Source organism: uncultured Sulfitobacter sp., from assembly GCF_964021855.1.
GTDB lineage: Bacteria > Pseudomonadota > Alphaproteobacteria > Rhodobacterales > Rhodobacteraceae > Sulfitobacter.
Genome location: NZ_CAXHZD010000001.1, coordinates 197,890 through 222,605, shown reverse-complemented (window position 1 = coordinate 222,605; position 24,716 = coordinate 197,890). Strand labels below are relative to the sequence as shown.

The window sequence follows — 24,716 nt, the reverse complement described above, 5'->3', positions numbered from 1 at the left end:
GACAGGTGCATGGGGCGCTGCCCCATACCCCGGGATTTTAGACCATTTGGAATGGGGCAATGCGCCTTTAGGCGAATGTGGGCGCTGGTTTCAGGCTGCCTGTGACAATGCCGCGCCGGTTTATGATGGGGGCGTTGCGGTATTTCAGCGCTTCGGGGTGGTTGGGGTCAAGCGCCCCGAGTTTCACCAGAATAGACGCTATGGCGCAAGCGGCGGCGCGCGGGGTGCCACAGGATGCTTTGAGCGCGACGCCAAGTTTTTGGTCAGGCAGGATCGCGATAAAGAACCCTTCGGCACCGGTTTTAATGGCGACCTTTCCATCCATGGCGCGCATTAGGTCCGTGCAGGAACGGGTTTCGCCGGCCACCAATTCGGGGTGCAGGCGCATTGCTTGATGCAGGCGTGCCTCGGCAGAGCCGTCGGGGGCGGCGGCAAAATGGGCCATCGCACGGGCCATACCATGCAGAGTTGTTGAAAAATTAGGCACGGAACATCCGTCGATACCATAGCCGAATGTGCTGCGGCCTGTGACCTCTTGGAAAGCTTCGAGGCAGGCCTGTTGAACGGGGTGATCGGGTTTTTCGTAATCCGCACCGCCACCCAAGTGTTTGTTCACGGTCAGAAAGCCCGCATGTTTGCCGGAGCATTCGTGGTGGATTTGGCAGGGTTGTTCATACGCGCGGATCAGGGCGTCACGCGCATCGATATCGCCGGGAACCGCGGCACCGCAGCGGAAATCGCTGTCGGAAAGGCCCATTGTATCCAGCCATTTGCCTATGATCCCAGTGTGGAGGTCTGCCGCCTGATGTGACGCGCAGGCAAGGGCCAGATGTTGCGTGCCCAGCCCCATCGCATCTGCCGCACCAGATCGGATAAGTGGCAATGCCTGGATCATCTTGGCCGAGGAGCGCGGGAGAATAACGGCCTCGGGGTTGCCCCATGCGTGGACGATTTGACCGCTGTCATCACACACGACCGCATGGCCGGAATGCACGCTTTCAAGGAAGGCACCGCGCCAAATCTCGGCAAAGGGGGCTGGTTGGGTCATGTTTCGTCCTTTTCTTGGGCGAATTCCTGCCAATCAGGGTTTCGCCGGTCGCCTGTTTGACGTTATTATGCTTGTTGTCGAGATAAATACAGTTCCTTTAAAGAGCGCCTTCTGAAGGGCTGCCGGTGGAGTTGGTGAAATGTTGAGGATTATGGCGGCTGGAGGCCTAGGTAAATGATGACATTGAGAACGATTGGCTTTGCCTTGGCGTTGGCAGGGCTCGCCGGAACGGGCGTATTGGCGCAGTCGCAAAGCACAAACCGTGTTGCTGCGGAAACCGACTGGAGCGTGTTCGTCGAAGATAATCCGACCGAATGCTGGGGCGTTTCAACGCCCAAGGAAATGGTGAATTCGCGCGATGGGCGTGTGGTTGCTGTGAACCGTGGGCAGACGTTGTTGATGGTCTTTTACCGCCCAAGCGCAGGGGCCAAGGGGCAGGTCGCGTTTACCGGCGGGTATCCGTTTGCCTCTGGTTCAACTGTTAATATGGATATCAGTGGCACCACATTCGAGCTGTTCACCGAAGGTGAATGGGCGTGGCCAGCGAGCGCGGATGATGACCAAAAAATCATTACAGCGATGAAGCGCGGGGCCACTGCAATCATGACCGCGCGTTCCGGTCGTGGCACGCAAACCAAAGATACATTTTCGCTGCTTGGCTTTACGGCGGCTGTCGAGGATGCGGCGAAGCGCTGCGGCGGCTAAGACCTTAGGCGATTGTTAAAGGGGCCTCGCAGCCAGCGGGGCCTTTTTCACGTTTTAAGGGCGGAATCCTCGGCTCACGCTCGGCCAAGGGCCGCCGAAGGGTGCCTTTCCTTTTGATCTGGGCGCGAATGCCTATATAGAGCGCTGAAACCCATCCCGGAGAATCCCCATGTCTGCGACCGCGCCGATCACCCAAGATGTTATGACCATTCCGCGCAAGTTGCCGGACGGGCCGATTAACCTTGTCGGTTTGACACGTGACGCGATGCGTGAGGTTTTGATCGCCCATGGTACGCCAGAGAAGCAGGCCAAGATGCGGGTCGGCCAGATTTGGCAGTGGATTTACCAATGGGGTACGCGTGATTTTGCGGACATGACCAACCTGTCCAAGGCCTTTCGCGCTGAACTGGCCGAGAAGTTCGTGATCGCGGTGCCAGAGGTTGTGACCAAGCAAGTATCAGAAGATGGCACACGCAAATATCTGGTCCGCATTGCAGGCGGGCACGAGGTCGAGGTGGTGTATATCCCCGAGGAAGGGCGCGGTACGTTGTGTGTCAGCTCTCAGGTCGGGTGCACGTTGACCTGTTCGTTCTGTCACACGGGCACGCAGAAGCTGGTGCGCAATCTGACCGCAGCCGAGATTATCGGCCAAGTGATGGTGGCGCGGGATGATCTGGGCGAATGGCCTGTTCCCGGTACGATTACCGAAACGCCACGTTTGTTGTCGAATATCGTTCTGATGGGCATGGGCGAGCCGCTTTATAATTTTGAGAACGTACGTGACGCGATGAAGATCGCGATGGACCCAGAAGGCATCCAGCTGTCGCGCCGCCGGATTACATTGTCGACGTCTGGTGTGGTGCCAGAAATTGCCCGCACGGCTGAGGAAATCGGTTGCCAGTTGGCGGTGTCATTTCACGCCACCACGGACGAGGTGCGCAACACATTGGTGCCGATCAACAAACGTTGGAATATCGCTGAACTGATCGAGGCGTTGCGGGTGTACCCAAAGGTCAGCAATTCTGAGCGGATCACCTTTGAATATGTGATGTTGGACGGGGTGAATGACAGCGACGCGGATGCGTATCGTCTGATCGAATTGATCCGTGGGATACCTGCGAAAATCAACCTGATCCCGTTTAACGAATGGCCCGGTGCCCCTTACAAGCGGTCGTCGAATAACCGGATTCGTGCGTTTTCCGAGATCGTTTATAAGGCAGGCTATGCGTCCCCCGTTCGTAAACCACGGGGCGAGGATATTATGGCGGCCTGCGGGCAGTTGAAATCAGCGACCGAGCGCGCCCGCAAATCACGCAAGCAGATCGAGGCAGACGCAGGTTTGTAAGCCTGAAAACCCCGTTAAATTTTGATCCCGAGACATTATTCGCCAGCCATGCAGGGGCAGCGAATGCAGTTGCATGGTGAAAGTTTACTAAATTCAGCGATATTAATTTCGGTGCATATGTCCTTAACCCAACATTGCGCCCCCGCCGTTTAGGGGACATTAAAACGTCCTCCCAAAGATATTGCTTCCAACAACCTCACAACCGGGAGCAATCAGTAATGGCTATTATTATTCAAAACGACGCCTTCATCACCGCTGAAGTGATGGCGTTGATCATGCGTGAACGCGAGCGTGCACTGTCTTTTCGCGAATGGAAACATCGGCTGGCAGGGTTTGGGTACCACGTACGTGATACGGAAAACGGTCACATTCTTGAGACCCTTCCGCATCACGTAAAGGTATGTACCTTGCCACCCGAGCTGTGCGCCTGATCGACGCGCCGCGCATTACCTGCCGGGCAATGCATCCCGCGCGGGTGCGGGTTCCCAATTATCAATCACGTGCATCGCCTCATCTGCGGTTTCAACGAACCTAAACAGATCCAGATCCTCGGCCGAGATGGTGCCGGCATCGGCCAGTGCTTCCCAGTTAATGATCTTTTCCCAGAAGGCGCGCCCAAATAGCAAAAACGGCACACGCGACATGCGGCCGGTTTGAATAAGGGTCAGCGCCTCGAATGTTTCGTCCATGGTGCCAAAGCCCCCCGGAAAAACGCAAATCGCCCGCGCCCGCATGAGGAAATGCATTTTGCGGATCGCAAAGTAGTGAAAGTTAAAGCACAGCTCTGGCGTGACATATGCATTCGGGGCCTGCTCGAACGGCAGCACGATGTTCAATCCGATGGATTGCCCGCCTGCCTCTGATGCACCGCGGTTGCCTGCCTCCATCACGCCAGGGCCGCCGCCTGTCACGATAACGTTCTCTTGGTTTCCGCTTTCCATCGATTTTAGCGTCATCAGCCGCGAAAATTCGCGCGCTTCCTCATAGAAATGCGAAAGATCGGCCAGCGTTTTGGTGCGCGCCTTGTCTTTTTCGGCAGGTCTGGGAATGCGTGCGCCGCCAAATAATACAATTGTCGACGTGACGCCATGGGCGTCTAGTCCCATCTCGGGTTTCAGCAGTTCTAGCTGCAACCTGACGGGGCGCAGCGCGTCATGGCCCATGAATTCCTGATCGGTAAAGGCAAGGCGATACGCGGGCGCGCGGGTTTGCGGCGTGTCGGGGACTTCCTTTGCTTTGGCGCTGTCTGCAACGGCGTCGCGCAAAGGGTGGCGTGTGTGGTCGGTCATCAAATTCTCCGGTTTGATCGTTGCAGATAGCATGCCTGCGTTCGGTGTAAATGACCACGCCAGCCGTTATGATTGCGTGCACAACGTGACGGGGGTATAGCCATGCGCAACACCTGACCCCATATTCCGGAGCCAACCTTATGTCTAACGCCCAACTTGAAACCGCAATCGAAGCTGCGTGGGATGCCCGCGACACGATTACGTCTGCCACCACAGGCGAACAGCGCGACGCGATCGAAGCCACACTGGCCGCGCTGGATAGCGGCAAACTGCGCGTCGCTGAAAAGCAGGCAAATGGTGATTGGCATGTAAACCAGTGGGCGAAAAAGGCCGTTTTGCTGGGTTTCCGCATCAAAGACATGGAACATCAAACCGGCGGCCCGCAAGGCGCAGGCTGGTGGGACAAGGTTGATAGCAAGTTCAAAGGCTGGGGCGATGACGAATGGAAAACCGCCGGTTTCCGTGCCGTTCCCAACTGCGTTGTGCGCAAATCGGCCTATATCGCGCCGGGCGTTGTGCTAATGCCATCCTTTGTGAACATTGGCGCGTATGTCGACAGCGGCACGATGGTTGATACATGGGCCACCGTTGGGTCCTGTGCCCAGATCGGTAAAAATGTACACTTGTCCGGCGGTGTCGGCATCGGCGGCGTGTTGGAGCCCATGCAGGCTGGCCCGACAATCATCGAAGACAACTGCTTTATCGGGGCGCGCTCCGAAGTGGTTGAGGGCTGTATCGTGCGCGAAGGGTCCGTTTTGGGCATGGGCGTGTTCATCGGCCAGTCCACCAAAATTCTTGACCGTGACACCGGCGAAGTCATGTATGGTGAAGTGCCAGCAGGTTCTGTTGTCGTCGCGGGTTCGATGCCTTCGAAAAACGGTGTGAACTTGTATTGCGCCGTGATCGTCAAGCGCGTCGATGAAAAGACCCGTTCGAAAACGTCGATCAACGAACTGCTGCGCGACTAAGGTGGAACGAAACGATGCCTTTGGCGGGTCAATCGCCAAGGGCATATGAAAAGGGAGTGCGATTATGGGTTTAGGTTTTATTGGCTCGATCTTCGTCGGTGGTATGGCGGGCTGGATCGCCAGCATGATCATGAAGGCGAACACCGGAATACTGGCGAATATCGGTTTGGGGATCATCGGCGCGGTTGTGCTGAACTTCATTCTTGGCCTGCTGAATATCTATGCCGCGGATGCGTGGCTGACCCAGCTTTTCGTTGGTTTGGTCGGTGCATGTCTGGTGATTTGGGCCTGGCGCGCGCTGCGCGGGCGCAGCTGACCCTTTTCACAGGCTTCAGAACACGCTAGGGCTGCCGTATCTTTATGCGGTGGCCCTTTTTATGTCTGACCAGAAAAAACCCAAGAAACCATCACGCCAGCAGGTTTATACTTTGTTGGTCGAGATCGGGCGCAAAGACGGTGACGGGCTGCCGGACAAGGCAACAGGTGCCGCGTTGATGTGCTTTGCCTCTGGCATAGACGAGGCTGAGGCCGTGCGTGAAACCGTGGCGATCCTAAAGCAGGCGGATACGAACCCGCTGGATGTGACCGGATACGGCACCTTGGCTGAACGCGAGGCCGAAGGTCACGAGATTGATGAAGATGAACGTGCTTTGATGGCGCGGGCGCTGGATGAAAATTCGGTCATCGTTGCGCATATCACGCCGTTTTTCGACTGATCAGGCCGCGCGGCGACTGGCCAGGGTGATCGCCTCGAACCGTTTCAACACAGTATGGGCAGGCTGATGATGTTCGGGCAGCATGCTCCGGTCGAACCCGGCCAGAATGCTGCTGGCCATCTGATCAGCTTGGCGGCGTATGCGACCGATATACAGGCTTTCTGCCGGCGTGCCCGCTGCGATCATCGTTTCGTGTGACGGCAGTAGAATTTGCGCATAGGTGATCGTCGGTCCGCAGGTTTCTTGCATGGCGGCAAATCCGTTGACCAGATGACGCGCAGGGATCAGCACCGCCTCTTTGCTGAAAAGATATTCGACCTCGGGCCCATCGATGACCAACCGTTGATCCGGGGCGACGATAATATCTTGTTGCAGCCCGAAATAGGGCGCGCGCAACCGGATCGGGGCAAAGCTACCGCAGGCAGGCACGGTTCTAAAGACGGTTTGCAACACAGGTACAACGCCTGAATCCTGTGTGGTGACAGTATCGCCGCGCTTGAAAGTGGACAGCGGCTTGAACCCCCACGGCGTGGCAAGCGGGGTCGACGGCAAAAGCGACGGCATGGGGCCAATGGGTTCAATCTGGTCGGAAACAGCCGCAAAAATCACGTCGGATGAAATTGCCTGATCACCACGGCCCAACACCATATTGCGCAGGTCATCGACCAAGATCGGTTTGGGGTTGGCAACGGGAACCGTTACGATGTGGCTGCTTTCGGGGTCCTCCATCGCGAGGCGACCCCATTTCGCGGTGCTGTCCCACGAATAGGTAATGCGCATGACGTCGTTGCGGCCGCTGTCTTTGTGTTGGATCGCGGCATGGGTGATGTCCGCGCCCTGCACCTGAACCAAGGCGACACCGCCCCCCGGAATGGCCTGAAATGCCAGACTGCGCAGCCAAGGGAAGGTTGATTTATACCCAAGCAACAGCCGTGGTTTGCCGTCGGGGGATTGCCGCGTCTCGAACATGATGCTGCCGCGCGTGATCATGTCGTCTTGTCCCGTGCCGCAGACGGGGGCGTCACGTTTGTCGGTGCCGAGACCTAGGGGTGAAAACCGTCGATCCTCGTTATGTGCCAGTGCGATCCACGTCATCGGTCAGACCACTTTGTCAGCGAACAAAACACTGGCGCTGTGGCAATGCGATACCGTGGGACCGCTTTTCTGGGATGTTTTGACGCTGCCATCATGCCTGCCACCTTAACGCGTAGATGAGGCGACAGATATCAGCACGACCCACAGGGTTTGCCCCCGCGTATGGTCAGATTTAGTTTTGATGGATGACCCGGTTTTCCGGTGTCACGCCTGCTGATGCCCTGCCTCGGGTAATATTATTGTGGCCAAGGTAGCATGGAAATTGGCCGACTGTTATCATTTTCGGTGTCATCCCCCTTGGCACCGCGCCTTTTTCGCCACAAGTGTAGGGAAACCAATAGAAATCATACCTAAAGGATCCCACCATGACGCATATTGACCCCGTCGATCTTACCGCAAAGCTGGTGAAATGCCCTTCGGTGACGCCTGCGGATGCAGGGGCCCAGGACATTCTGTATGATTTACTAAGCGACGCTGGGTTTGAATGTACGTGGGCGGATCGTGGCGGTATTCGCAATCTGTTCGCCCGCTGGGGCAACAAGGGCAACACGCGCTGTTTCGGGTTCAACGGGCATACGGATGTGGTGCCCATCGGGAATGAGGCGGATTGGACCTATCCACCCTTTGGCGCAGAAATCAAAGACGGGGTTATGTACGGGCGCGGCACCACGGATATGAAATCCGGTGTTGCTGCCTTTGCCGCCGCTGCGGTGGATTTCGTGCGCGACACCCCGCCGGACGGGTCCATCGTGCTGGCCATCACCGGCGACGAGGAAGCCGAAGGCATTGATGGCACCAGTGCCTTGCTGGATTATATGGCGCAGGCTGGCGAGCGGATGGATGTCTGTTTGGTTGGCGAACCCACATGCCCCAATAAAATGGGCGAAATGATCAAGATCGGCCGCCGTGGATCGCTGAACGCGCATTTCCGTATTGTGGGCAAGCAAGGCCATTCCGCCTATCCGCACCGCGCCAATAACCCGTTGCCTGCGATGATGCGTTTGATGGATCAGCTTGCGTCGCACACCCTTGACGAGGGGACCGATCATTTCGACCCGTCCACCCTGGCGGTGGTCACGGTTGATACCGGAAATCCGGCGACCAATGTGATCCCGGCCGAATGCCGCGCGACCGTCAATATCCGGTTCAACGATACGCATTCCGGCGCAAGCCTGACCAAGTGGCTGGAAGATCAGGTTGCCGCCATCCGCGACGCTTTCGGTGTGGTAATTGAACTGAAAGTGAAAATTTCCGGCGAAAGCTTTATCACACCGCCGGGCGCTTTGTCTGATCTGGTGTCCAAGGCGGTTGCTGCCGAAACCGGCGTAACCCCCGAACTGTCGACCACCGGTGGTACATCTGATGCGCGGTTTGTGAAAAACCACTGTCCGGTCGTTGAATTTGGCCTTGTCGGGCAATCCATGCATGCGGTGGATGAAAACGTCGAGGTCGCGCAAATTCACCAGCTCAAGGCGATCTATACACGGATTCTGACGGATTATTTCGCATGAGCATCGAGATTGCAGTCAGCGATGATCTGGCCAGTTGTCATCTGCTGCGCCGGATCGTGTTCATCGAAGAACAGGGCGTTTCAGAAGCCGAGGAAATGGATGATCTTGATGCCGACGGTATTCACATCTTGGCGACGGAAAACGCAATTCCGATTGGCACGGCCCGCCTGCATATCAAGGGTGATGTCGCCAAAATCGGCCGCGTTTGCGTCTTGAAATCACATCGTGGAACGGGGCTGGGGGCCGCCCTGATCCACGCGGCAATTGACGAGGCGCGCCAACATTCAAGCGTGAACACGGTCAAGCTGGGCGCGCAGGTTCATGCCTTGGGGTTTTATGAAAAACTGGGCTTTGTCGCGCAGGGGCCAATCTTTGATGATGCGGGGATCGACCACCGCGAAATGGTGCTGTCGCTTTGAGAGAGGGCACGCTGGTTATCATGGTCAAGGAACCGCGCCCCGGTCGGGTGAAAACCCGGCTTGGCCGTGATCTGGGCATGACCGCCGCCGCGTGGTGGTTTCGCCACCAAACCCGCCGCCTGCTCCGTACCATCCAAGACCCGCGCTGGAACGTGGTGCTTGCTGTGACACCTGATCGCGCGGGCCTTGCCAGTCGCGTTTGGCCAGACCATATCGCGCGGGCACCGCAGGGCCACGGCAATCTGGGGGACCGAATGGCGCGGATGTTGCGGGGGGCACCGGCGGGGCCTGTCTGTGTGATCGGCGCGGATATCCCGGGCATTACCCGCGCTGAAATTGCCAAGGCGTTTCATGCCTTGGGCGCGCATGATGCCGTTTTCGGGCCTGCGCCGGATGGCGGGTATTGGCTGATCGGCCTGAAACGCACCCGCGCTGTGCCGCCGGGTTTGTTTGACGGCGTGCGCTGGTCGTCGAAACATGCGCTGGCCGATACCATCGCGACCTTGCCAGATCACCGCATTGCAAAAATCACGACCTTGCACGACGTAGATACAATCGACGATTTGCCCATGACGAACCGGGGTACGCGTGCTACCTGCTAAAGCATGAGCAAAATACCATCCAAGCCCGAAATCCTTGATTGGATCGCCGCCAATCCAACCCTGACCGCCAAGCGTGACATCGCCAAGGCGTTCGGGATCAAAGGTGCTGCGCGTATCGATCTTAAACGTGTGCTAAAAGAGCTGGAAGCCGACGGCCATCTGGAAAAGCGCAAACGCAGCTATAGCGACCCTGATCGCCTGCCGCCGGTGTCGGTGTTGCAGATCATTGGCCCGGATAATGACGGCGATCTGTTTGCCAAGCCGATGGAATGGGCAGGCGAAGGGGTGGAACCCGTTGTGCTGGTCATTCCACGTGCATCCGACCCTGCATTGGGGGCTGGCGACCGCATTCTGGCGCGGCTGACCTTGGTCACGGGCGAGGATTACCATTACGAGGCGCGGTTGATCCGCCGTATTGGGGCTAACCCGCAAAAGGTGCTGGGCATCTTTCGCAAGACCACCGAAGGCGGTCGGATTGTTCCTATCGACAAAGGTGGCGACAAGGAATGGACGGTTGCATCGGATGCGACCTATGGGGCCAAGGATGGTGAGCTGGTCGAGGCCGAACAAGCTGGTCCCAAGGGTCGCATGGGCCTGCCACGCGCGCGGATCGTGGACCGTTTAGGCGACCCGTCTGCGCCCAAAGCCGTATCGCTGATCGCGATCCATCAGCACGGTATTCCCGATGCCTTCCCGGACGATGTGATCGCCGAGGCTGACGCCGCCAAGCCCATTGGGTTGAAAGGTCGCGAAGACCTGCGTGATATGCCGCTGATTACGATCGATCCATCCGATGCGCGGGACCATGATGACGCGTGCTATGCCCATGCGGATGAGGACCCCAAGAACGAGGGCGGCCATGTGGTATGGGTCGCGATTGCGGATGTGTCGGCCTATGTCACACCCGGATCGGCGCTGGACCGCGAGGCGCGCAAACGCGGCAATTCCACCTATTTCCCCGACCGCGTTGTGCCGATGTTGCCAGACCGCTTGTCGGGCGATCTGTGTTCCCTGCACGAGGGCGTGCCGCGCGCCTGTATCGCCGTGCGCATGGTGCTCGATGCCAAGGGTCAAAAGATCAGGCACAGTTTTCATCGCGGGCTGATGCGATCCCCCGCGTCGCTGCATTACGAGGAAGTTCAGGAGGCCATCGAGGGCCGCCCGAACGACCGCACAGGGCCGTTGTTAGAGCCTGTTTTAAAGCCGATTTATGCAGCCTATGCCGTGCTGAAAACCGCCAGAGCCGAGCGTGAGCCCCTTGATCTGGACCTGCCGGAGCGGCGGATTGAACTGGACCCGGACGGGACAGTTAAGTCGGTGAATTTCAAGGATCGCTTGGACGCACATCGGCTGATCGAAGAATTCATGGTGTTGGCAAATGTCGCCGCTGCCGAAACCTTGGTGGAAAAGAAAACACCGCTGCTGTTCCGCATTCACGAAGAACCGACATTGGCCAAGCTGGATGCCTTGCGTGAAACGGCGCAGGCGGCGGGGTACACGTTGGGCAAGGGCCAGGTGTTGCACACGCGCCATCTGAACAAGCTGCTGAATGATGCAGCGGGTTCGGATGATGCCGAGTTGATTAACCTGTCGACCCTGCGGTCGATGACACAAGCCTATTACGGCCCCGCACATATCGGGCATTTCGGCTTGGCGCTGCGGTCATATGCGCATTTCACTTCGCCCATCCGGCGCTATTCCGATCTGATCGTTCATCGGGCGCTGATCACTGCGCATGGCTGGGGCAAGGATGGTCTGTCGCCCCAAGACATTGAAGAAATTGAACAAATCGGCGCGCATATCTCGGACACTGAACGTCGTTCAATGACGGCTGAGCGGGACACGACCGACCGTTATCTTGCAGCCTATCTGTCTGAACGTGTGGGCAACGAATTCTCGGGCCGGATCAGCGGTATCGCGCGGTTCGGGGCCTTTGTGAAGCTGGACGAAACCGGTGCGGATGGTCTGCTGCCGATGCGGTCCTTGGGTCGGGAATACTTCCATTTCGACCCCGAGGCGAACACCCTGATGGGGTCTGACACCGGGATTTTGATCGGCATTGGCCAACGTGTGACCGTGCGTTTGACAGAAGCGGTACCTGTCACCGGCGGTATCGCGCTTGAGCTGCTGACACTGGACGGCAAGGCGCTGCCGCAAGGCGGGCGTGGTGGGCGCGGGCCAGCCGGGCGGACAAACCCGAAACGCAAAGGTGTCAAAGCCAAGCGCAAGGCAGACAAGGTCAAACGCAAGGTGAAACGAACACGGCGGTAGTCTGCGCATTACCTTGGCGGGGCTTTCTGGGGCGTCAGTTTGCCGATACGCTTGAGGTCAGAAGCAGGGTAGGAAACTGATAATGAGTGTTCAGGTTTGGGCGTTGGCCGCGTTGTTTGCGCTAGGGGCGGGGGTTGGTCCTGTTGCGGCGCAAACTGTTGCAGGTCAGAGTGTGGCGGGGGATGACACTGGCCTCCAACTCTGGTTGGTTGATTTTCGCCCACGTGCATTGGCAGCTGGGATTGATGCTGCGGTGTTCGATGCGGCGATCAAGGGCGTCACATATGATGAAAATGTCATTCGCCGTGACCGTAATCAATCCGAATTTACCAAAACCATTTGGGATTATCTGGAAACCGCGACCTCGGATTTAAGGATCGCGAACGGCAAGGCGGCGCTTGCGCGTCAGGGCGCTGCGCTTGCAGAAATCGAAGCGCAATACGGTGTAGAGAAAGAAGTGGTTGTCGCCATTTGGGGGCTGGAAAGCGCCTATGGGACGTTTCGTGGCCGGGACAGCGTGATCGGGTCGCTTGCGTCTTTGGCCTATGACGGGCGGCGGCAGGCGTTCTTCGAAGCGGAGCTTTTGGAGGCTTTGAGGATATTGCAGGCGGGCGATACCAGCCCTGCCAAGATGACCGGAAGCTGGGCTGGCGCGATGGGGCATACGCAGTTTATGCCATCCTCCTTTCAGCGTTACGCCGTGGATTTCACCAAGGATGGCAAGCGTGACATTTGGGGCGATGACCCCCGTGATGCGCTGGCATCGACGGCGGCCTATCTAAAGCACTTTGGCTGGACCTTTGGGCAACCTTGGGGTGTTGAGGTGACGCTGCCTGAGGGATTCGACTATCTACTGGCAGACCGCGAGGTGTTGAGAACGCCAACAGAATGGGCGGCGATTGGTGTGTTGGATATGAGCGGTGGCACCGTGCCCAATCACGGGCCTGCGTCCATTTTGCTGCCGGGGGGCGCTGAGGGTGCTGCGTTTATGATCTTTTCGAATTTCGAGGTGATCGAGCGTTATAATACTGCGGATGCCTATGTGATCGGTGTTGGCCATCTAAGCGACAGGATCGCTGGGGGTGCACCGATTGCGCATAGTTGGCCGCTGCAGGATCGGGCGCTGACCTATGATGAACGGATTGAGCTGCAAACGCAGCTCACCGCGCTTGGATTTGATACGGTAAAGATTGACGCCAAAATTGGTCCGTTGACGATCAATGCGGTGCGGAATTTCCAAACGGCACAGGGGCTTTTGCCGGATGGCTATGCGTCGCTGCGGCTGTTGGAGCGTGTTCGGGCGGCACGGTAGAAAAGAAAAACCCAAAACCCCTGAGGGTTTTGGGCATGCCTTCGGCGAGGGTTTTAGTCCATTTGGAAGAGTTTAGGCGGGTGACATCCCGCGCAGACGTTCCGAACGGCGGCGGAGCAATTCAACCACTGTCAGCAAGCAGATCGAGATGCCCACCAGAATGGTTGCAACGGCCAAGATGGTCGGGCTGATCTGTTCACGCAGGCCCGTGAACATTTGCCATGGCAGGGTTTTCTGGCCTGCGGAGCCGACGAAGAGAACCACGACGACTTCATCGAATGAGGTGATGAAGGCGAAGAGACCGCCCGAGATTACACCCGGCAGGATCAGCGGCATTTGCACGCGGAAGAAGGTCGTGACCGGGTTTGCGCCCATGTTTGCCGCCGCGCGGGTAAGCGAGCGATCAAAGCCCACCAATGTGGCCGTGACGGTGATGATGACAAAGGGGATGCCAAGCGCGGCGTGTGCCAGAACCACGCCGAGGTAGGTGCCTTGCAGGCCAACGCGGCTGTAGAAGAAGTACATGCCAGCGGCGGAAATGATCAGCGGTACAATCATTGGCGAGATCAGGATTGCCATGATCGCGCGGCGGAACGGCACGTGTGGCTGACTAAGACCGATTGCGGCAAGCGTGCCGAAGGAGACCGAGAGGAATGTCGCTGCCGGTGCGATCTTGATCGAGTTCATCACGGCACCTTGCCAGTCGGAGCTGTTAAAGAAATCGCGATAATGCTTGAGCGAGTAACCAGCCGGATCAAAGCTGAGCATTTCCGGGGTGAAGGTAAAGAAATTCTCGGCGTTGAAGCTGAGGGGCATCACGACCAGAATCGGTGTGATGAGGAAGATAAAGATCGCCCCGCAGATCACCCGAAACGCAAAGTGCCACAACACCTGACCGGGTGTCAGATAGGGGGCAACTTTGGCGCGGTAGCGTCCCTCGAATAGCCAGAAGCTGAACCAGCCGAAGAACCACCCAAAGGCAGCGCCGATGACGAGGCCAGGGATACCGGCCATGAAATAGCCGACAATTGCGACGATAATCGCGGTGGCCCAGCGACCAAGTTTTTCGTTCTTAACGATCTGCGTGAGCACAAAGGCAAGCGCGCCGGCGAGGATGGCCCCGACGATAACGCCCAGAAAACCACTGCCGTTAGCAGTGCCAACAAAGAGACCGGCGATGGCCCCTGCTGCGGCGACCACAGGCACATAGAATGAAACGGGTTTGCGAGAGATTGGTGTGAGTGCGACCATGTCCTTAGCCCCCCAGTTTCACGTTATCGATGCCGACGATTTTGTCATAGGCATAGTAGAGGCCCAGAACGACCGCGAGCAGGATGGCACCCAACGCCGCCGCGAGACCCCAGTTCAGAGAGCTGGAGATGTGGTAGGCGATGCGGTTCGAGATAAAGGTACCGGTTCTGCCGCCGACGATCTCGGGTGTGATGTAGTAACCAATCGACAGGATGAAGACGAGGATCGACCCGGCACCGATGCCCGGTACAGACTGCGGGAAGTAGACCCGCCAGAAGGCTGTCCAGTTGGTGGCCCCCAAAGATTTCGCAGCACGCAAATAGCTGGGCGGTACGGTTTTCATCACCGAATACAAAGGCAAGATCATAAACGGCAGCAAGATATGCGTCATCGCAATAATCGTGCCGGTCTGGTTGTTGATCAGCGCCAGACGACTGTCATCGGCGACAACACCCAGCCAGACCAGCGTGTCGTTTATGACGCCTTGTTGTTGCAACATGACCTTCCAAGCGGAGGTGCGCACGAGGAGCGATGTCCAGAATGGCAAGAGTACAAGGATCATCAGCAGGTTCGCGGTGCGTGCGGGCAGGTTGGCCAAAATCCAGCCGATAGGGTAGCCCAGCAAAATACAGCTAAGTGTAATGCAGACCGACATGAACAGCGTCCGCTTGAACAGGGTCCAGTAGATGCGTTCATCTTCGGGGCGCAGTGCAGGGCCATCAGGGGTTTTCTGCATGTCCACCGCGTTCAGGAAATACCCGTTTGTAAATTTCGGGCTGTAGGTCGAAATGGTTTGCCAGATCGGCAACTCGCCCCAGTCTTTGTCGATATCGGCAAAGGCTTGCATGTAATCGACTGTGGCAAAGCTTGGCGCGGCTGCGGCGGCTTGGGCCAGTTCGGTGGCACCGGGGCCCGCGTAACTGGCGATTTGTGCTGCTGTTGGCCCGTTCAGATCATCATAGAAGGCGGAATAGATCAGCGGCCATGGGTCTTCTTTGTACAGGTTGTCTTCGTCCTCGTTCTGGACGAAATCGGCAAAGAGCAGATAGTAGCTGGCTGTTTCCGGCAAGACATCGGCGATACCGTCGCGCATTTCAAAAGGTGGCTGCGCGTCGCCTGAGGCTTTCTTCCAGTCTTTCATGGCGGCAAGCCACGCGTCAGACGCTAGAACATCGTTCCAGTTTTCGCCCTTTTTCCAAAAGGCGTTCAGGTCTTCAAACTGGTCTTGGTAGACTTCGCCGATGTCATCAACGCCGCGGCCAGATTTGCGGAACAAGGACGACGCGCCGGTCAGCTCGTAGTTAAGACGAGACCCCAAACGTGTGTGCAATTTGCGTTCCTGGGCGACATAGATGTCCTGGTAGAGCGATTTATAGACGGTTTGATCGGGTAATTCACCGCCTTCACTGTCCCAGTTTTTCAACTCGGTTGTGGTGCGGGGAAGGGTCTCTTGGACGATCTGGTTTTCGACCGATCGAAACAACATATCTGCGATTGGTGCAATGAACGTGACCAACACAAAGATCAGCAAAGGCGCGATGAGTAAAAGTGCGCTGATCTTTTGGCGGCGTAATGCGCGGTTCAGGCTGCGCTTGAGCGGTGTGCCATCGGCGGCAAGCATTGGGCCGGTGTATTCTTCTTCGGCGCGTTCTGCCTCGAGGGCAGAATTTGGTGCTGTGGTCGCGTTGTTTACATCGCTCATATCGGCCCCATGGGGTTGGATCGTCGTGAAAATCGGAAAAGGTATAAACGTTTTGGAGTGGAGAGGGCCAAGCTGGCCCTCTCCGATAGGTCTAGACGCTTATTGCGCCAACCATGCCTGGAACTTCGCGTCGATATCGTCGCGGTAGTCGGCCCAGAACTCGTAGTTATACAAGAACGTGTTTTGAGCATTCGCTGGATCGGTTGGCATGTGTGGTGCCATGTCGATGCCCATGTCTGCGTGCTGACCCACCAAAGGTGCGGAGGACAAACGTGCAGGACCGTAGCTGATGTATTTGGACTGATCGGCCAGACGCTGTGTGTCTGTCGCGTATTTTACAAAGTCCATGACGCGGGCCAGACGGTCATCTGGCAGGCCTGCTGGAATGATCCAACCGTCAAGGTCAAACACCTGAGCGTCCCAAAGCATTGCAACGGGTTGCTTTTGCTCTTCGATCACGCTGAACAGACGGCCGTTGTAGGTGGAACCCATAACGATTTCGCCATCGGCCAGCAGCTGAGGCGTGTCAGCGCCAGCGGACCACCAGATAACGTCGTCTTTGATGGTGTCCAGTTTGGCCAGCGCCTTTTCTTGACCTTCTGGTGTGGCCAGAACGTCATATACGTCGGCCTTGTCAACGCCGTCACACAGCAGAGCCCATTCCATGTTGTTGATTGGACGCTTTTCCAAGGAACGCTTGCCTGGGTATGCTTCCAGATCGAACACGTCACAGATTTTCGAAGGAGGCGTGTCGCCTACCATGTCTGTGCGGTAACCGAATGTGGTCGAGTATACGATTTGCGGGATAAAGCAGTCGCTGACCAGCAGATCGCCAAAGTCGTCGGATGCGGACGTGCCATCGGGTGCTGCGGCCAGCACTTCGTCGGCATCGATTTCCATGGCAAGGCCTTCGTCACACAGACGAATGGCATCAGCCGCTACGACGTCGACCAGATCCCATGTTACGTTGCCAGCTTCGTTCATGGCGCGCAGTTTGGCCACGGCTTCAGCCGAGCTTTCGTCCCAAACGGCAGTCACGTCGGGGTGCATTTCCAGATAGGGCTGAACATATGCTTTGTCTTGGCTGGCTTGGTATGCGCCACCCCAGGAAACAAGTGTCATCTCTTTGGCCATGTTGCCGTGTGCATCGGCAAAGGCCAATGTACCAGCGCCAACAATCGCAGAAGAAGCGAGTAGCGTTGTTGTAAATTTCATTAGATAGTCTCCCAACTATTGCCCGTTTAGTTCTTGAGGATGTGATAACGGGCTTAACCACAGCCTCTTGGTGTGCGACCCTAAATCAGGGCCGCAGTCCGTCTCTTGACGTTAAGCGTCAAGCGCACGGCAATCCTCTGCCAGCCAACCGATTTCGATTTGTTGGCCCGGCTTCAAGCGCACCTGATCGGGTGCGTTGCGGGTTTTGATAATAAAGTTGTCGGTGCCTGCGACGCGCAGCCGGGTGCGGAAAATGTCGCCCATATAGACGAATTCCAGCACTTCGGCTTTCAGGGTGTGTGCGCCTTCTGGCATGCGATCTTTGTTAAACTCAACGCGTTCCGGGCGGATCGAAACGCGGGTGCGTTCGCCTGCTTGGGTCACGTTGATCGGTTTGGCCTCGATCAGGCCGCCACCGTCCAGTTGCACCAGACAGGTGCCGCCTTTAATCTCTTTTACCACGCCTTCCAGCGTATTGTTTTCGCCGATGAATTGCGCGACGAAGCTGTTTTCGGGCTCTTCATACAGCAAATCTGGCGGGGCCAGTTGCTGGATGCGACCGTTTTCAAATACCGCAACGCGGTCTGACATTGTCAACGCTTCGGTTTGGTCGTGGGTCACGTACACCACGGTGATGCCCAGTTCGTGGGCAAGATGCGTGATTTCAAACTGCAAGGTTTCGCGCAGTTGTTTGTCCAAGGCACCAAGCGGTTCATCCATCAGGACCAGCTCGGGTTCAAACACCAAGGCGCGGGCCAAGGCCACACGCTGCTGTTGACCACCGGAAAGCTGCGCAGGACGGCGACCGCCAAAGTCGCCCATCTGCACACGGTCCAGCGCGATCTTTACCTTTTCTTCACGGTCGGACTTGCCCATCTTGCGGACTTCCAACGGGAAGGACAGGTTTTCGGCAACCGTCATATGCGGGAACAAGGCATAGTTTTGGAAGACCATGCCAATGCCGCGCTTGTGTGGTGGGATGTTGTTGATTGATTTCCCATCAAGGCGAATATCGCCGTGGGTGGCTGTCTCAAACCCTGCGAGCATCATGAGGCAAGTCGTCTTGCCCGACCCCGATGGCCCTAGCATTGTCAGAAATTCGCCCTTTGGCATCGATAGGTTCAGGTCTTTGACGACAAGATTTTCACCGTCATAGCTTTTCTGCACGCGTTCGAATTCGACAAACGCATTTGTTGCTGAAGTATCTGCCAAAAGCTGGCTCCCCGTTTATTTTGACGTTCATGCGCCCTTGTTGACAGAAAGTTAAAACCGTCCGGGTTGTAGTTTGCAACCAATTATCACGGGTTTGATGGAAAACCGTGCAATTGCAGGACAAATTCCCGCAAATTTGGCAAATTCAGTTGATCTGACTGCAGATTAGGCAGGTTTGGTTTCGTTATTTCATTGCTGCTGTCGAAAAGCTGGCCCAAGCTGGTCTTTGATACGTTGTTTAAGGATATCAATAATGCCGGCCATCGACCTTCCGTTTTCCCCAATAGAATATAGCCGTCGCCTTGAGCTGGTGCGCAGCGAAATGGCGGCGCGGGGCTTGGACGCCTTGTTTGTGACGGACCCCAGCAACCAGGCGTGGCTGACAGGATACGACGGATGGTCATTTTATGTGCATCAAGGCGTAATTGTTTTGCCGGACGCCGATCCGATCTGGTGGGGCCGCAACCAAGACACCAATGGCGCGTTGCGAACCGTGTGGATGGATGCCGATTCTGTGCGGGGCTACGCGGATGGTTTTGTGCAATCTGCCGAACGACACCCGATGCAAGACCTCGCGGTTCATCTGGCCGCCGCAGGGGTAGAGGCGGGGCGCATCGGCGTCGAAATGGACAACTACTATTATTCGGCCAAGGCGCATGCATCGCTGTGTGAAAGCCTGCCCAAGGCGCAAGTCGTTGATGCCACCGCATTGGTGAATTGGAAGCGGACGGTTAAATCCGAACCGGAACTGGCGTTCATGCGCAAAGCGGCGTTGATTTCGGAAAAGATCGTTGATGGGTTGCTGGAACGGGTAGAACCGGGCGTGCCGAAGAATGAAATCGTCGCCGAGATTTATCGCGATGCAATTCGGGGCGTTGACGGGGCATGGGGTGATTACCCGGCGATTGTCCCGCTTTTGCCGTCAGGGTCAGACGCCGCCGCGCCGCATTTGACATGGGATGGCAGACCCTTTGCGACGGGCGAGGCGACATTCTTTGAAATCTCAGGGTGCTATCGCCGCTATCACGCGCCTTTCTGCCGGACGCTGTTCCTAGGGACGCCGCCCGATTTCCTGAAACGGGCCGAGGCGGCATTGGTCGAAGGGTTGGAGGCCGGTTTGGAAAAAGCCCGCGCTGGCAACCGCGCCTGCGACGTTGCAAATGCGCTGGCGGCACCGCTGGAAAAGGCCGGGATCGAACGCGGCGCGCGCTGCGGTTATCCCATCGGCCTGAGCTATCCACCGGATTGGGGCGAACGCACGATATCACTGCGCGCCGAGGATGAAACCGTGCTTGAGCCGAACATGACCTTCCATTTTATGCCCGGTTTGTGGATGAAGGATTGGGGGATCGAGATCACCGAAAGCATCCGCATCCGCGAAGATGGTGCCGCCGAGACGTTCTGCAACCGACCCCGGCAGATGTTTGTAAAATGACGCTGCAAGCCACCGTTGATCTGCTGGACCGGCTGATCGCGTATCCGACCGTTTCGACCGATAGCAATCTTGAACTGATCATCGACCTGTCCGGCAGGCTGCAATCGTTGGGCGCGCGAACGCATATCTTTGGCGACGAAACCGGGTCAAAGGCCACGTTGTTCGGGTCATTGGGGCCGGATGTGCCGGGCGGCGTGTTGCTGTCTGGGCATTCCGATGTGGTGCCGGTGACCGATCAGGATTGGTCAAGCGACCCGTTCCAGATGCGTCAGGCCGACGGGCGGCTTTACGGGCGCGGCACCTGCGATATGAAAGGATTTATTGCGGCAACTGTAGTGATGGCTGAACACTATGCCACGCTGCCGCTGAAACGTCCCGTGCATTTTGCCTTTACCTATGACGAAGAAACCGGATGTCTGGGCGCGCAGGCGTTGATCCCCGAGCTGAACCGCCTCGGTATCAAGCCTGACATCGCCATCATTGGCGAACCGACCGAGATGCGCGTGATTGAGGGCCATAAAGGCTGCTGTGAATATACCACACGGTTTGAGGGGCTTGAGGGGCACGGGTCCTCCCCCGATCTGGGTGTGAATGCTGCCGAATATGCGGTGCGCTATGTCACCCGGTTGATGGCGCTGCGCGAGGATTTGCGCGCCCGTGTCCCCGAAGGCAGCCGCTTTGAACCGCCCTATACCACAATCAACATTGGCGGAATTCGTGGCGGGCACGCGCATAACGTGATTGTCGGCAAGGCCGAGGTCGATTGGGAGTTCCGACCTGTGCAAACGCGTGACTTGCGCTTTGTCAAAGAAACGATGGAGGCGTTTGTCGAACAGGATTTGCTGCCGCAAATGCGCGCGGTGTACCCCCAAGCTGATATCTCGACCGAGACATTGGGAGAGGTCGTGGGCCTAGAGCCGATGAGCGAAAACGCAGCGCGTGATCTTGTGGCGGGGCTGGTGGGCGCGAACGGTGCTGACGTTGTTCCGTTCGGAACCGAAGCAGGCCTGTTTCAGCAAATGGGCATGGATGTGGTCGTTTGCGGGCCGGGGTCAATCGCGCAGGCACATAAGCCCGATGAATTCGTCAGCCTTGATCAGCTCGAAAGCTGTCTTGGTATGTTGGAACGTCTTGGTCAGAGGTTGGTGTAGGGGCGCAAGGATAGCTCGCGCCCCGAAAGCGGTTTAGCCCAAAGGCGAGTCGGCATCGTGAATGTGGTCTTCGGCCGCGTGCAGCAGATCGTCGTCCTTGAGCGCGGTATAGGTCTCGTCCAGCGCTTTTGTGGCGCGGGTCATGAAGATGTCGATTTCCTCGGGCGTGATAACAAGCGGCGGGGAAATGATCATCCGGTCGCCGACATGGCGCATGACCAGATTGTTTGCAAAACAGCGTTCGCGGCACATATAGCCGACGGTACCTGTGGCCCCCGCGAATTTCGACCGCGTTTCTTTGCGCGGGCTTAGGGGCAGGGATGCCATCAGGCCGGATACGTTGACGCCACCCACAAGCGGATGTTCGGCCAGCTTATCCAACCCTTCCTGAAGGGCAGGTGCCGCCACGTTGTTGACGTGGTCCAAGATATTCTCATCTTGCATGATACGCAGGTTTTCCAACGCCACGGCGGAACAGACCGGATGACCGGAGTAAGTATAGCCGTGGTTGAATTCGCCCGATCCGATCACTTCGGCGATCTCGTCACAGACAATGGACCCACCAATGGGCTGGTAGCCAGAGCTGAGGCCTTTGGCGATCGTCATGATGTGCGGTTTGATCCCCATGGTTTGCGAACCAAACCAATTGCCGGTGCGACCAAACCCGCAGATCACCTCGTCTGCGATGATCAGAACATCATATTTATCGCAAATGCGCTGAATTTCCGGCCAGTAGGTGCTGGGGGGCACGATAACGCCGCCCGCGCCTTGGACGGGTTCACCGATAAAGGCCGCGACATTGTCTGCACCCAGCTCGAGGATTTTCGCCTCAAGCTCTTGGGCGCGGGCAAGGCCGAATGCCTCGGGTGTTTGATCGCCGCCTTCGGCCCACCAATCGGGTTGGTTGATATGGTGGATGCCCGGGATCGGCATGCCGCCTTGTTCGTGCATATAGGTCATGCCGCCCAGTGACCCTGACCCCATCGAAGACCCGTGATAGGCGTTCTTGCGGCTGATAATGTGGGATTTTTCTGGCTTGTCCTTCATCGCCCAATAGGTGCGCACCATGCGGATGTTGGTATCGTTCGCCTCGGACCCGGAACCGGCAAAGAACACGTGGTTCAGATCACCGGGGGCGAGCTTTGCGATTTCTGTCGCCAAGGCGATTGCCGGTACATGGGACGTCATGAAGAACGTGTTGTAATAGTTCAGTTCAAGCATCTGGCGCGCGGCAACGTCGGCCATTTCCTGACGACCATAGCCAATGTTCACGCACCAAAGGCCCGCCATCCCATCAAGGATTTCATTGCCTTCGCTGTCGGTCAGGTACACGCCTTTGGCCTTGGTGATGATGCGCGCCCCTTTGGCGGCCAATTCATCATTTGTGGTAAACGGGTGCATGTGATGCGCGGCGTCCAGCGCCTGCAATTCAGCCGTGGGCAAGTGATTGGTAATGTAGGACATGTTTATGCACCTCAGAAGTGTGGAAGACGGTTACGCGCAGAATATGATCAAATTATGCGGAGTCAATCGAATCAGATCAAATCCACGTTGGATTAGACAGAGGCCTGAATCTGGCGGATGCCTTGGCTGACATCCTCGGCCATCGCTTGGGCTGCTGCATCAGGGTCGTTCATGCGAAATGCGTCTAATAGGTCGGCGTGTTTGTCGGGCAAATTCGATGTGCCAAAGCGCCCGCATACGACCCGCAGCGATGGCCCAAAGCGGAGCCACAAGCGGTCAACGGTTTCGGCCATGATCGGCGCATCGGCACAGCGGTAAATCTTGGAATGGAACAGATAGTTTTGCGTGAGGTATTCGCCAATATCGCCGCGCAATATGGCCTCGTTCAGCGTGTCGTCAACCTGTTTAAGGGTCTCCAATGTGTCCTTGGTCATGCGCATCGTCGCGCGTCGCGCAAGCTCTGCCTCCAGCGTTTTTCGCATAAAACCAAGCTCTTCAACGCCTTCTGGCGACAGGACCGGCACTGAAACGCGGCGGTTCCCCTGATGGATCAACGCGCCTTCGGCAATGAGGCGGCGTAGTGCTTCGCGGACGGGTGTCATGCCTGCGCCCAGCGCCGTGATTAACCCTTGAATTGTCACCGGCTGTCCGGGTGCCAGATCGCCAAACAGTATCTGACTGCGCAGTTGCTGATAGACGTGCTGATGTGCTGGAATTCGTGCGCCCGCAGCTTGGATCGGCGCGGGGGATGTTTGTACGTCAGAACGGATCATTCAATATGCCCAAAAACTGTTCAGTTCGTGTTGCTTGCGCTATCGGCGCCTGCGTGAAATCATAAATTATCTTGTCGTAAGACGCAAAACTTGATCAAATTGACCAAAGGTCTGGATCAACCAAGCCTATCTAACGGGAGCAAAGAATGAAATATCGTATTCTAGGGGGCGTTGCCGCCACCGCAATGATCGCCACAAGCGCGCTGGGCGAGGAAGTCCGGGTTTATAACTGGTCCGACTACATCGACGAATCCTTGCTTGAGAAATTCGAAACCGAAACCGGCATTGATCTGATCTATGATGTCTTTGACAGCAACGAAGTGCTTGAAACCAAAATGTTGGCTGGCGGGTCCGGCTATGATGTCGTTGTGCCATCGGGCACGTTCTTGCAGCGCCAAATCTCGGCTGGTGCCTTTCAAAAGCTGGATAAATCCAAGCTGACGAATATCGATAACATGTGGGACGTCATTGACGACCGCGTGTCGAAATATGACCCCGGCAACGAATATGCGATCAACTATATGTGGGGCACCACCGGTCTGGGTGTGAACATCAACAAGGTCAAAGAAGTCTTGGGTGATGATGCGCCCATAGATTCGCTGGCATTGGTTTTGGACCCGGCGAATATGGAAAAACTTGCTGAATGTGGTGTTCAGTTCCTGGATGCCCCGGCAGAGATGATCCCTGCTGCGCTGAAATTCCTGGGCGAAGACCCTGATGCGCAAGACCCTGAAATCATCGCCAAAGCTGAGCCCGTGCTGGCGGCAATTGCGCCGTTCGTTCAGAAATTCCACAGCTCTGAATACATCAACGCATTGGCCAACGGCGATATCTGCGTGGCCTTTGGCTGGTCGGGCGATATCCTGCAGGCACGTGACCGCGCGGCAGAGGCTGATAACGGCGTTGAGATCGAATATTACGCACCGAAAGAGGGTGCTTTGATGTGGTTCGACAACATGGCGATCCCTGTGGACGCGCCCAACCCGGACGCCGCGCATAAATTCCTGAACTTCATCATGGATGCGCAGAACATGGCCGCAGCGTCGAACTATGTTTATTATGCGAATGGTAACAAGGCGAGCCAGGAGTTTCTGGTCGAAGACGTGATCGGGGATACCGCGATTTACCCAGACGCGGCGACACTGGAAAACCTCTATACAACGTCGCCTTATGCGCCCAAGGTTCAACGTGTTGTGACGCGTCTTTGGACCAAGGTTAAATCCGGCACCTAA

General features: G+C 56.9%; 23 protein-coding genes. 14 read left to right on the top strand and 9 right to left on the bottom strand.

The window, feature by feature from the left end; genetic code table 11:
• Positions 1-67 precede the first annotated feature (67 nt).
• Positions 68-1,048: an asparaginase gene (locus AADJ11_RS01060; RefSeq protein ID WP_341232713.1), complete on the bottom strand. Its 981-nt coding sequence runs from the start codon at positions 1,046-1,048 to the stop codon at positions 68-70.
• Positions 1,049-1,222: 174 nt separating this feature from the next.
• Here AADJ11_RS01060 and AADJ11_RS01055 point away from each other — a divergent pair, with 174 nt between their 5' ends.
• The 3 genes from AADJ11_RS01055 (at position 1,223) to AADJ11_RS01045 (ending at position 3,529) form a co-directional block, all read left to right on the top strand.
• Complete coding sequence (locus tag AADJ11_RS01055) at positions 1,223-1,753, top strand: invasion associated locus B family protein (RefSeq protein WP_341232712.1); 531 nt, start codon at positions 1,223-1,225, stop codon at positions 1,751-1,753.
• Between the two features lie 169 nt (positions 1,754-1,922).
• A complete protein-coding gene (gene rlmN / locus AADJ11_RS01050; RefSeq protein WP_341232711.1) occupies positions 1,923-3,098 on the top strand; it encodes a 23S rRNA (adenine(2503)-C(2))-methyltransferase RlmN in 1,176 nt (391 codons plus the stop codon).
• A gap of 218 nt (positions 3,099-3,316) precedes the next feature.
• On the top strand, positions 3,317-3,529 hold the full coding sequence (locus AADJ11_RS01045) for a hypothetical protein (protein ID WP_341232710.1): 213 nt from the start codon (positions 3,317-3,319) through the stop codon (positions 3,527-3,529).
• A 15-nt stretch (positions 3,530-3,544) separates the two neighbouring features.
• Here the strand turns inward: AADJ11_RS01045 and AADJ11_RS01040 are convergent, their stop codons facing one another.
• Positions 3,545-4,387, bottom strand: coding sequence for an LOG family protein (locus AADJ11_RS01040; RefSeq protein WP_341232709.1), 843 nt, complete (start codon positions 4,385-4,387; stop codon positions 3,545-3,547).
• Between the two features lie 140 nt (positions 4,388-4,527).
• On the opposite strand from AADJ11_RS01040, the gene dapD reads away from it, so the two are divergent.
• The 3 genes from dapD (at position 4,528) to AADJ11_RS01025 (ending at position 6,071) form a co-directional block, all read left to right on the top strand.
• Complete coding sequence (gene dapD, locus AADJ11_RS01035) at positions 4,528-5,355, top strand: 2,3,4,5-tetrahydropyridine-2,6-dicarboxylate N-succinyltransferase (RefSeq protein ID WP_341232708.1); 828 nt, start codon at positions 4,528-4,530, stop codon at positions 5,353-5,355.
• 64 nt (positions 5,356-5,419) lie between these two features.
• Entirely contained in the window at positions 5,420-5,671 is a 252-nt protein-coding gene (locus tag AADJ11_RS01030; protein WP_341232707.1) for a GlsB/YeaQ/YmgE family stress response membrane protein, read from the top strand.
• A gap of 61 nt (positions 5,672-5,732) precedes the next feature.
• The gene (locus AADJ11_RS01025) at positions 5,733-6,071 is read left to right on the top strand and encodes a hypothetical protein (RefSeq protein WP_341232706.1); all 339 of its coding nucleotides are present in this window, start codon (positions 5,733-5,735) and stop codon (positions 6,069-6,071) included.
• Here AADJ11_RS01025 and AADJ11_RS01020 read toward each other — a convergent pair whose 3' ends face one another.
• Positions 6,072-7,166 (bottom strand): Hint domain-containing protein, encoded by a 1,095-nt coding sequence (locus AADJ11_RS01020; RefSeq protein ID WP_341232705.1) that lies wholly within the window; start codon positions 7,164-7,166, stop codon positions 6,072-6,074.
• A gap of 365 nt (positions 7,167-7,531) precedes the next feature.
• Here AADJ11_RS01020 and dapE point away from each other — a divergent pair, with 365 nt between their 5' ends.
• From dapE to AADJ11_RS00995, 5 genes are all read left to right on the top strand, one after another.
• Complete coding sequence (dapE, locus tag AADJ11_RS01015; RefSeq protein WP_341232704.1) at positions 7,532-8,677, top strand: succinyl-diaminopimelate desuccinylase; 1,146 nt, start codon at positions 7,532-7,534, stop codon at positions 8,675-8,677.
• Positions 8,674-9,096, top strand: coding sequence for a GNAT family N-acetyltransferase (locus tag AADJ11_RS01010; protein WP_341232703.1), 423 nt, complete (start codon positions 8,674-8,676; stop codon positions 9,094-9,096). Before dapE ends, AADJ11_RS01010 begins: the two co-directional genes overlap by 4 nt.
• A 20-nt stretch (positions 9,097-9,116) precedes the next feature.
• Positions 9,117-9,698: a TIGR04282 family arsenosugar biosynthesis glycosyltransferase gene (locus AADJ11_RS01005; RefSeq protein WP_341233637.1), complete on the top strand. Its 582-nt coding sequence runs from the start codon at positions 9,117-9,119 to the stop codon at positions 9,696-9,698.
• A 3-nt stretch (positions 9,699-9,701) separates the two neighbouring features.
• Positions 9,702-11,969, top strand: coding sequence for a ribonuclease R (gene rnr / locus AADJ11_RS01000; protein ID WP_341232702.1), 2,268 nt, complete (start codon positions 9,702-9,704; stop codon positions 11,967-11,969).
• Between the two features lie 82 nt (positions 11,970-12,051).
• Positions 12,052-13,281 carry a lytic murein transglycosylase gene (locus AADJ11_RS00995; RefSeq protein ID WP_341232701.1) on the top strand — a complete coding sequence of 410 codons (1,230 nt, stop codon included), beginning with the start codon at positions 12,052-12,054 and terminating at the stop codon, positions 13,279-13,281.
• Between the two features lie 72 nt (positions 13,282-13,353).
• On the opposite strand, the gene AADJ11_RS00990 is transcribed toward AADJ11_RS00995, so the two are convergent.
• From AADJ11_RS00990 to AADJ11_RS00975, 4 genes are all read right to left on the bottom strand, one after another.
• Positions 13,354-14,532 carry an ABC transporter permease gene (locus AADJ11_RS00990; RefSeq protein WP_341232700.1) on the bottom strand — a complete coding sequence of 393 codons (1,179 nt, stop codon included), beginning with the start codon at positions 14,530-14,532 and terminating at the stop codon, positions 13,354-13,356.
• Between the two features lie 4 nt (positions 14,533-14,536).
• Positions 14,537-16,234, bottom strand: coding sequence for an ABC transporter permease (locus tag AADJ11_RS00985; protein WP_341232699.1), 1,698 nt, complete (start codon positions 16,232-16,234; stop codon positions 14,537-14,539).
• Positions 16,235-16,333: 99 nt separating this feature from the next.
• A complete protein-coding gene (locus tag AADJ11_RS00980; protein ID WP_341232698.1) occupies positions 16,334-17,449 on the bottom strand; it encodes an extracellular solute-binding protein in 1,116 nt (371 codons plus the stop codon).
• A 111-nt stretch (positions 17,450-17,560) separates the two neighbouring features.
• Complete coding sequence (locus AADJ11_RS00975) at positions 17,561-18,661, bottom strand: ABC transporter ATP-binding protein (RefSeq protein WP_219580187.1); 1,101 nt, start codon at positions 18,659-18,661, stop codon at positions 17,561-17,563.
• 253 nt (positions 18,662-18,914) lie between these two features.
• On the opposite strand from AADJ11_RS00975, the gene AADJ11_RS00970 reads away from it, so the two are divergent.
• Together AADJ11_RS00970 and argE are read left to right on the top strand one after the other, a co-directional pair.
• On the top strand, positions 18,915-20,096 hold the full coding sequence (locus AADJ11_RS00970; protein ID WP_341232697.1) for a M24 family metallopeptidase: 1,182 nt from the start codon (positions 18,915-18,917) through the stop codon (positions 20,094-20,096).
• Positions 20,093-21,247, top strand: coding sequence for an acetylornithine deacetylase (argE, locus tag AADJ11_RS00965; protein WP_341232696.1), 1,155 nt, complete (start codon positions 20,093-20,095; stop codon positions 21,245-21,247). Before AADJ11_RS00970 ends, argE begins: the two co-directional genes overlap by 4 nt.
• A 33-nt stretch (positions 21,248-21,280) precedes the next feature.
• On the opposite strand, the gene AADJ11_RS00960 is transcribed toward argE, so the two are convergent.
• Positions 21,281-22,711: an aspartate aminotransferase family protein gene (locus AADJ11_RS00960; RefSeq protein WP_341232695.1), complete on the bottom strand. Its 1,431-nt coding sequence runs from the start codon at positions 22,709-22,711 to the stop codon at positions 21,281-21,283.
• A 92-nt stretch (positions 22,712-22,803) separates the two neighbouring features.
• Positions 22,804-23,484, bottom strand: coding sequence for a GntR family transcriptional regulator (locus AADJ11_RS00955; RefSeq protein WP_341232694.1), 681 nt, complete (start codon positions 23,482-23,484; stop codon positions 22,804-22,806).
• Positions 23,485-23,630: 146 nt separating this feature from the next.
• On the opposite strand from AADJ11_RS00955, the gene AADJ11_RS00950 reads away from it, so the two are divergent.
• The gene (locus AADJ11_RS00950) at positions 23,631-24,716 is read left to right on the top strand and encodes a polyamine ABC transporter substrate-binding protein (RefSeq protein WP_341232693.1); all 1,086 of its coding nucleotides are present in this window, start codon (positions 23,631-23,633) and stop codon (positions 24,714-24,716) included.

Coding starts and splice junctions, on each gene's coding strand:
- AADJ11_RS01045 (WP_341232710.1), top strand. CDS start 3,317: ATGGCTATTATTATTCAAAACGACGCCTTCATCACCGCTGAAGTGATG.
- AADJ11_RS01005 (WP_341233637.1), top strand. CDS start 9,117: ATGGTCAAGGAACCGCGCCCCGGTCGGGTGAAAACCCGGCTTGGCCGT.
- AADJ11_RS00980 (WP_341232698.1), bottom strand. CDS start 17,449: ATGAAATTTACAACAACGCTACTCGCTTCTTCTGCGATTGTTGGCGCT.
- AADJ11_RS00950 (WP_341232693.1), top strand. CDS start 23,631: ATGAAATATCGTATTCTAGGGGGCGTTGCCGCCACCGCAATGATCGCC.
- AADJ11_RS01010 (WP_341232703.1), top strand. CDS start 8,674: ATGAGCATCGAGATTGCAGTCAGCGATGATCTGGCCAGTTGTCATCTG.
- AADJ11_RS00955 (WP_341232694.1), bottom strand. CDS start 23,484: ATGATCCGTTCTGACGTACAAACATCCCCCGCGCCGATCCAAGCTGCG.
- rnr (WP_341232702.1), top strand. CDS start 9,702: ATGAGCAAAATACCATCCAAGCCCGAAATCCTTGATTGGATCGCCGCC.
- AADJ11_RS00960 (WP_341232695.1), bottom strand. CDS start 22,711: ATGTCCTACATTACCAATCACTTGCCCACGGCTGAATTGCAGGCGCTG.
- AADJ11_RS01025 (WP_341232706.1), top strand. CDS start 5,733: ATGTCTGACCAGAAAAAACCCAAGAAACCATCACGCCAGCAGGTTTAT.
- dapE (WP_341232704.1), top strand. CDS start 7,532: ATGACGCATATTGACCCCGTCGATCTTACCGCAAAGCTGGTGAAATGC.
- AADJ11_RS01030 (WP_341232707.1), top strand. CDS start 5,420: ATGGGTTTAGGTTTTATTGGCTCGATCTTCGTCGGTGGTATGGCGGGC.
- AADJ11_RS01060 (WP_341232713.1), bottom strand. CDS start 1,048: ATGACCCAACCAGCCCCCTTTGCCGAGATTTGGCGCGGTGCCTTCCTT.
- AADJ11_RS01055 (WP_341232712.1), top strand. CDS start 1,223: ATGATGACATTGAGAACGATTGGCTTTGCCTTGGCGTTGGCAGGGCTC.
- AADJ11_RS00970 (WP_341232697.1), top strand. CDS start 18,915: ATGCCGGCCATCGACCTTCCGTTTTCCCCAATAGAATATAGCCGTCGC.
- argE (WP_341232696.1), top strand. CDS start 20,093: ATGACGCTGCAAGCCACCGTTGATCTGCTGGACCGGCTGATCGCGTAT.
- AADJ11_RS00985 (WP_341232699.1), bottom strand. CDS start 16,234: ATGAGCGATGTAAACAACGCGACCACAGCACCAAATTCTGCCCTCGAG.
- rlmN (WP_341232711.1), top strand. CDS start 1,923: ATGTCTGCGACCGCGCCGATCACCCAAGATGTTATGACCATTCCGCGC.
- dapD (WP_341232708.1), top strand. CDS start 4,528: ATGTCTAACGCCCAACTTGAAACCGCAATCGAAGCTGCGTGGGATGCC.
- AADJ11_RS00995 (WP_341232701.1), top strand. CDS start 12,052: ATGAGTGTTCAGGTTTGGGCGTTGGCCGCGTTGTTTGCGCTAGGGGCG.
- AADJ11_RS01020 (WP_341232705.1), bottom strand. CDS start 7,166: ATGACGTGGATCGCACTGGCACATAACGAGGATCGACGGTTTTCACCC.
- AADJ11_RS01040 (WP_341232709.1), bottom strand. CDS start 4,387: ATGACCGACCACACACGCCACCCTTTGCGCGACGCCGTTGCAGACAGC.
- AADJ11_RS00990 (WP_341232700.1), bottom strand. CDS start 14,532: ATGGTCGCACTCACACCAATCTCTCGCAAACCCGTTTCATTCTATGTG.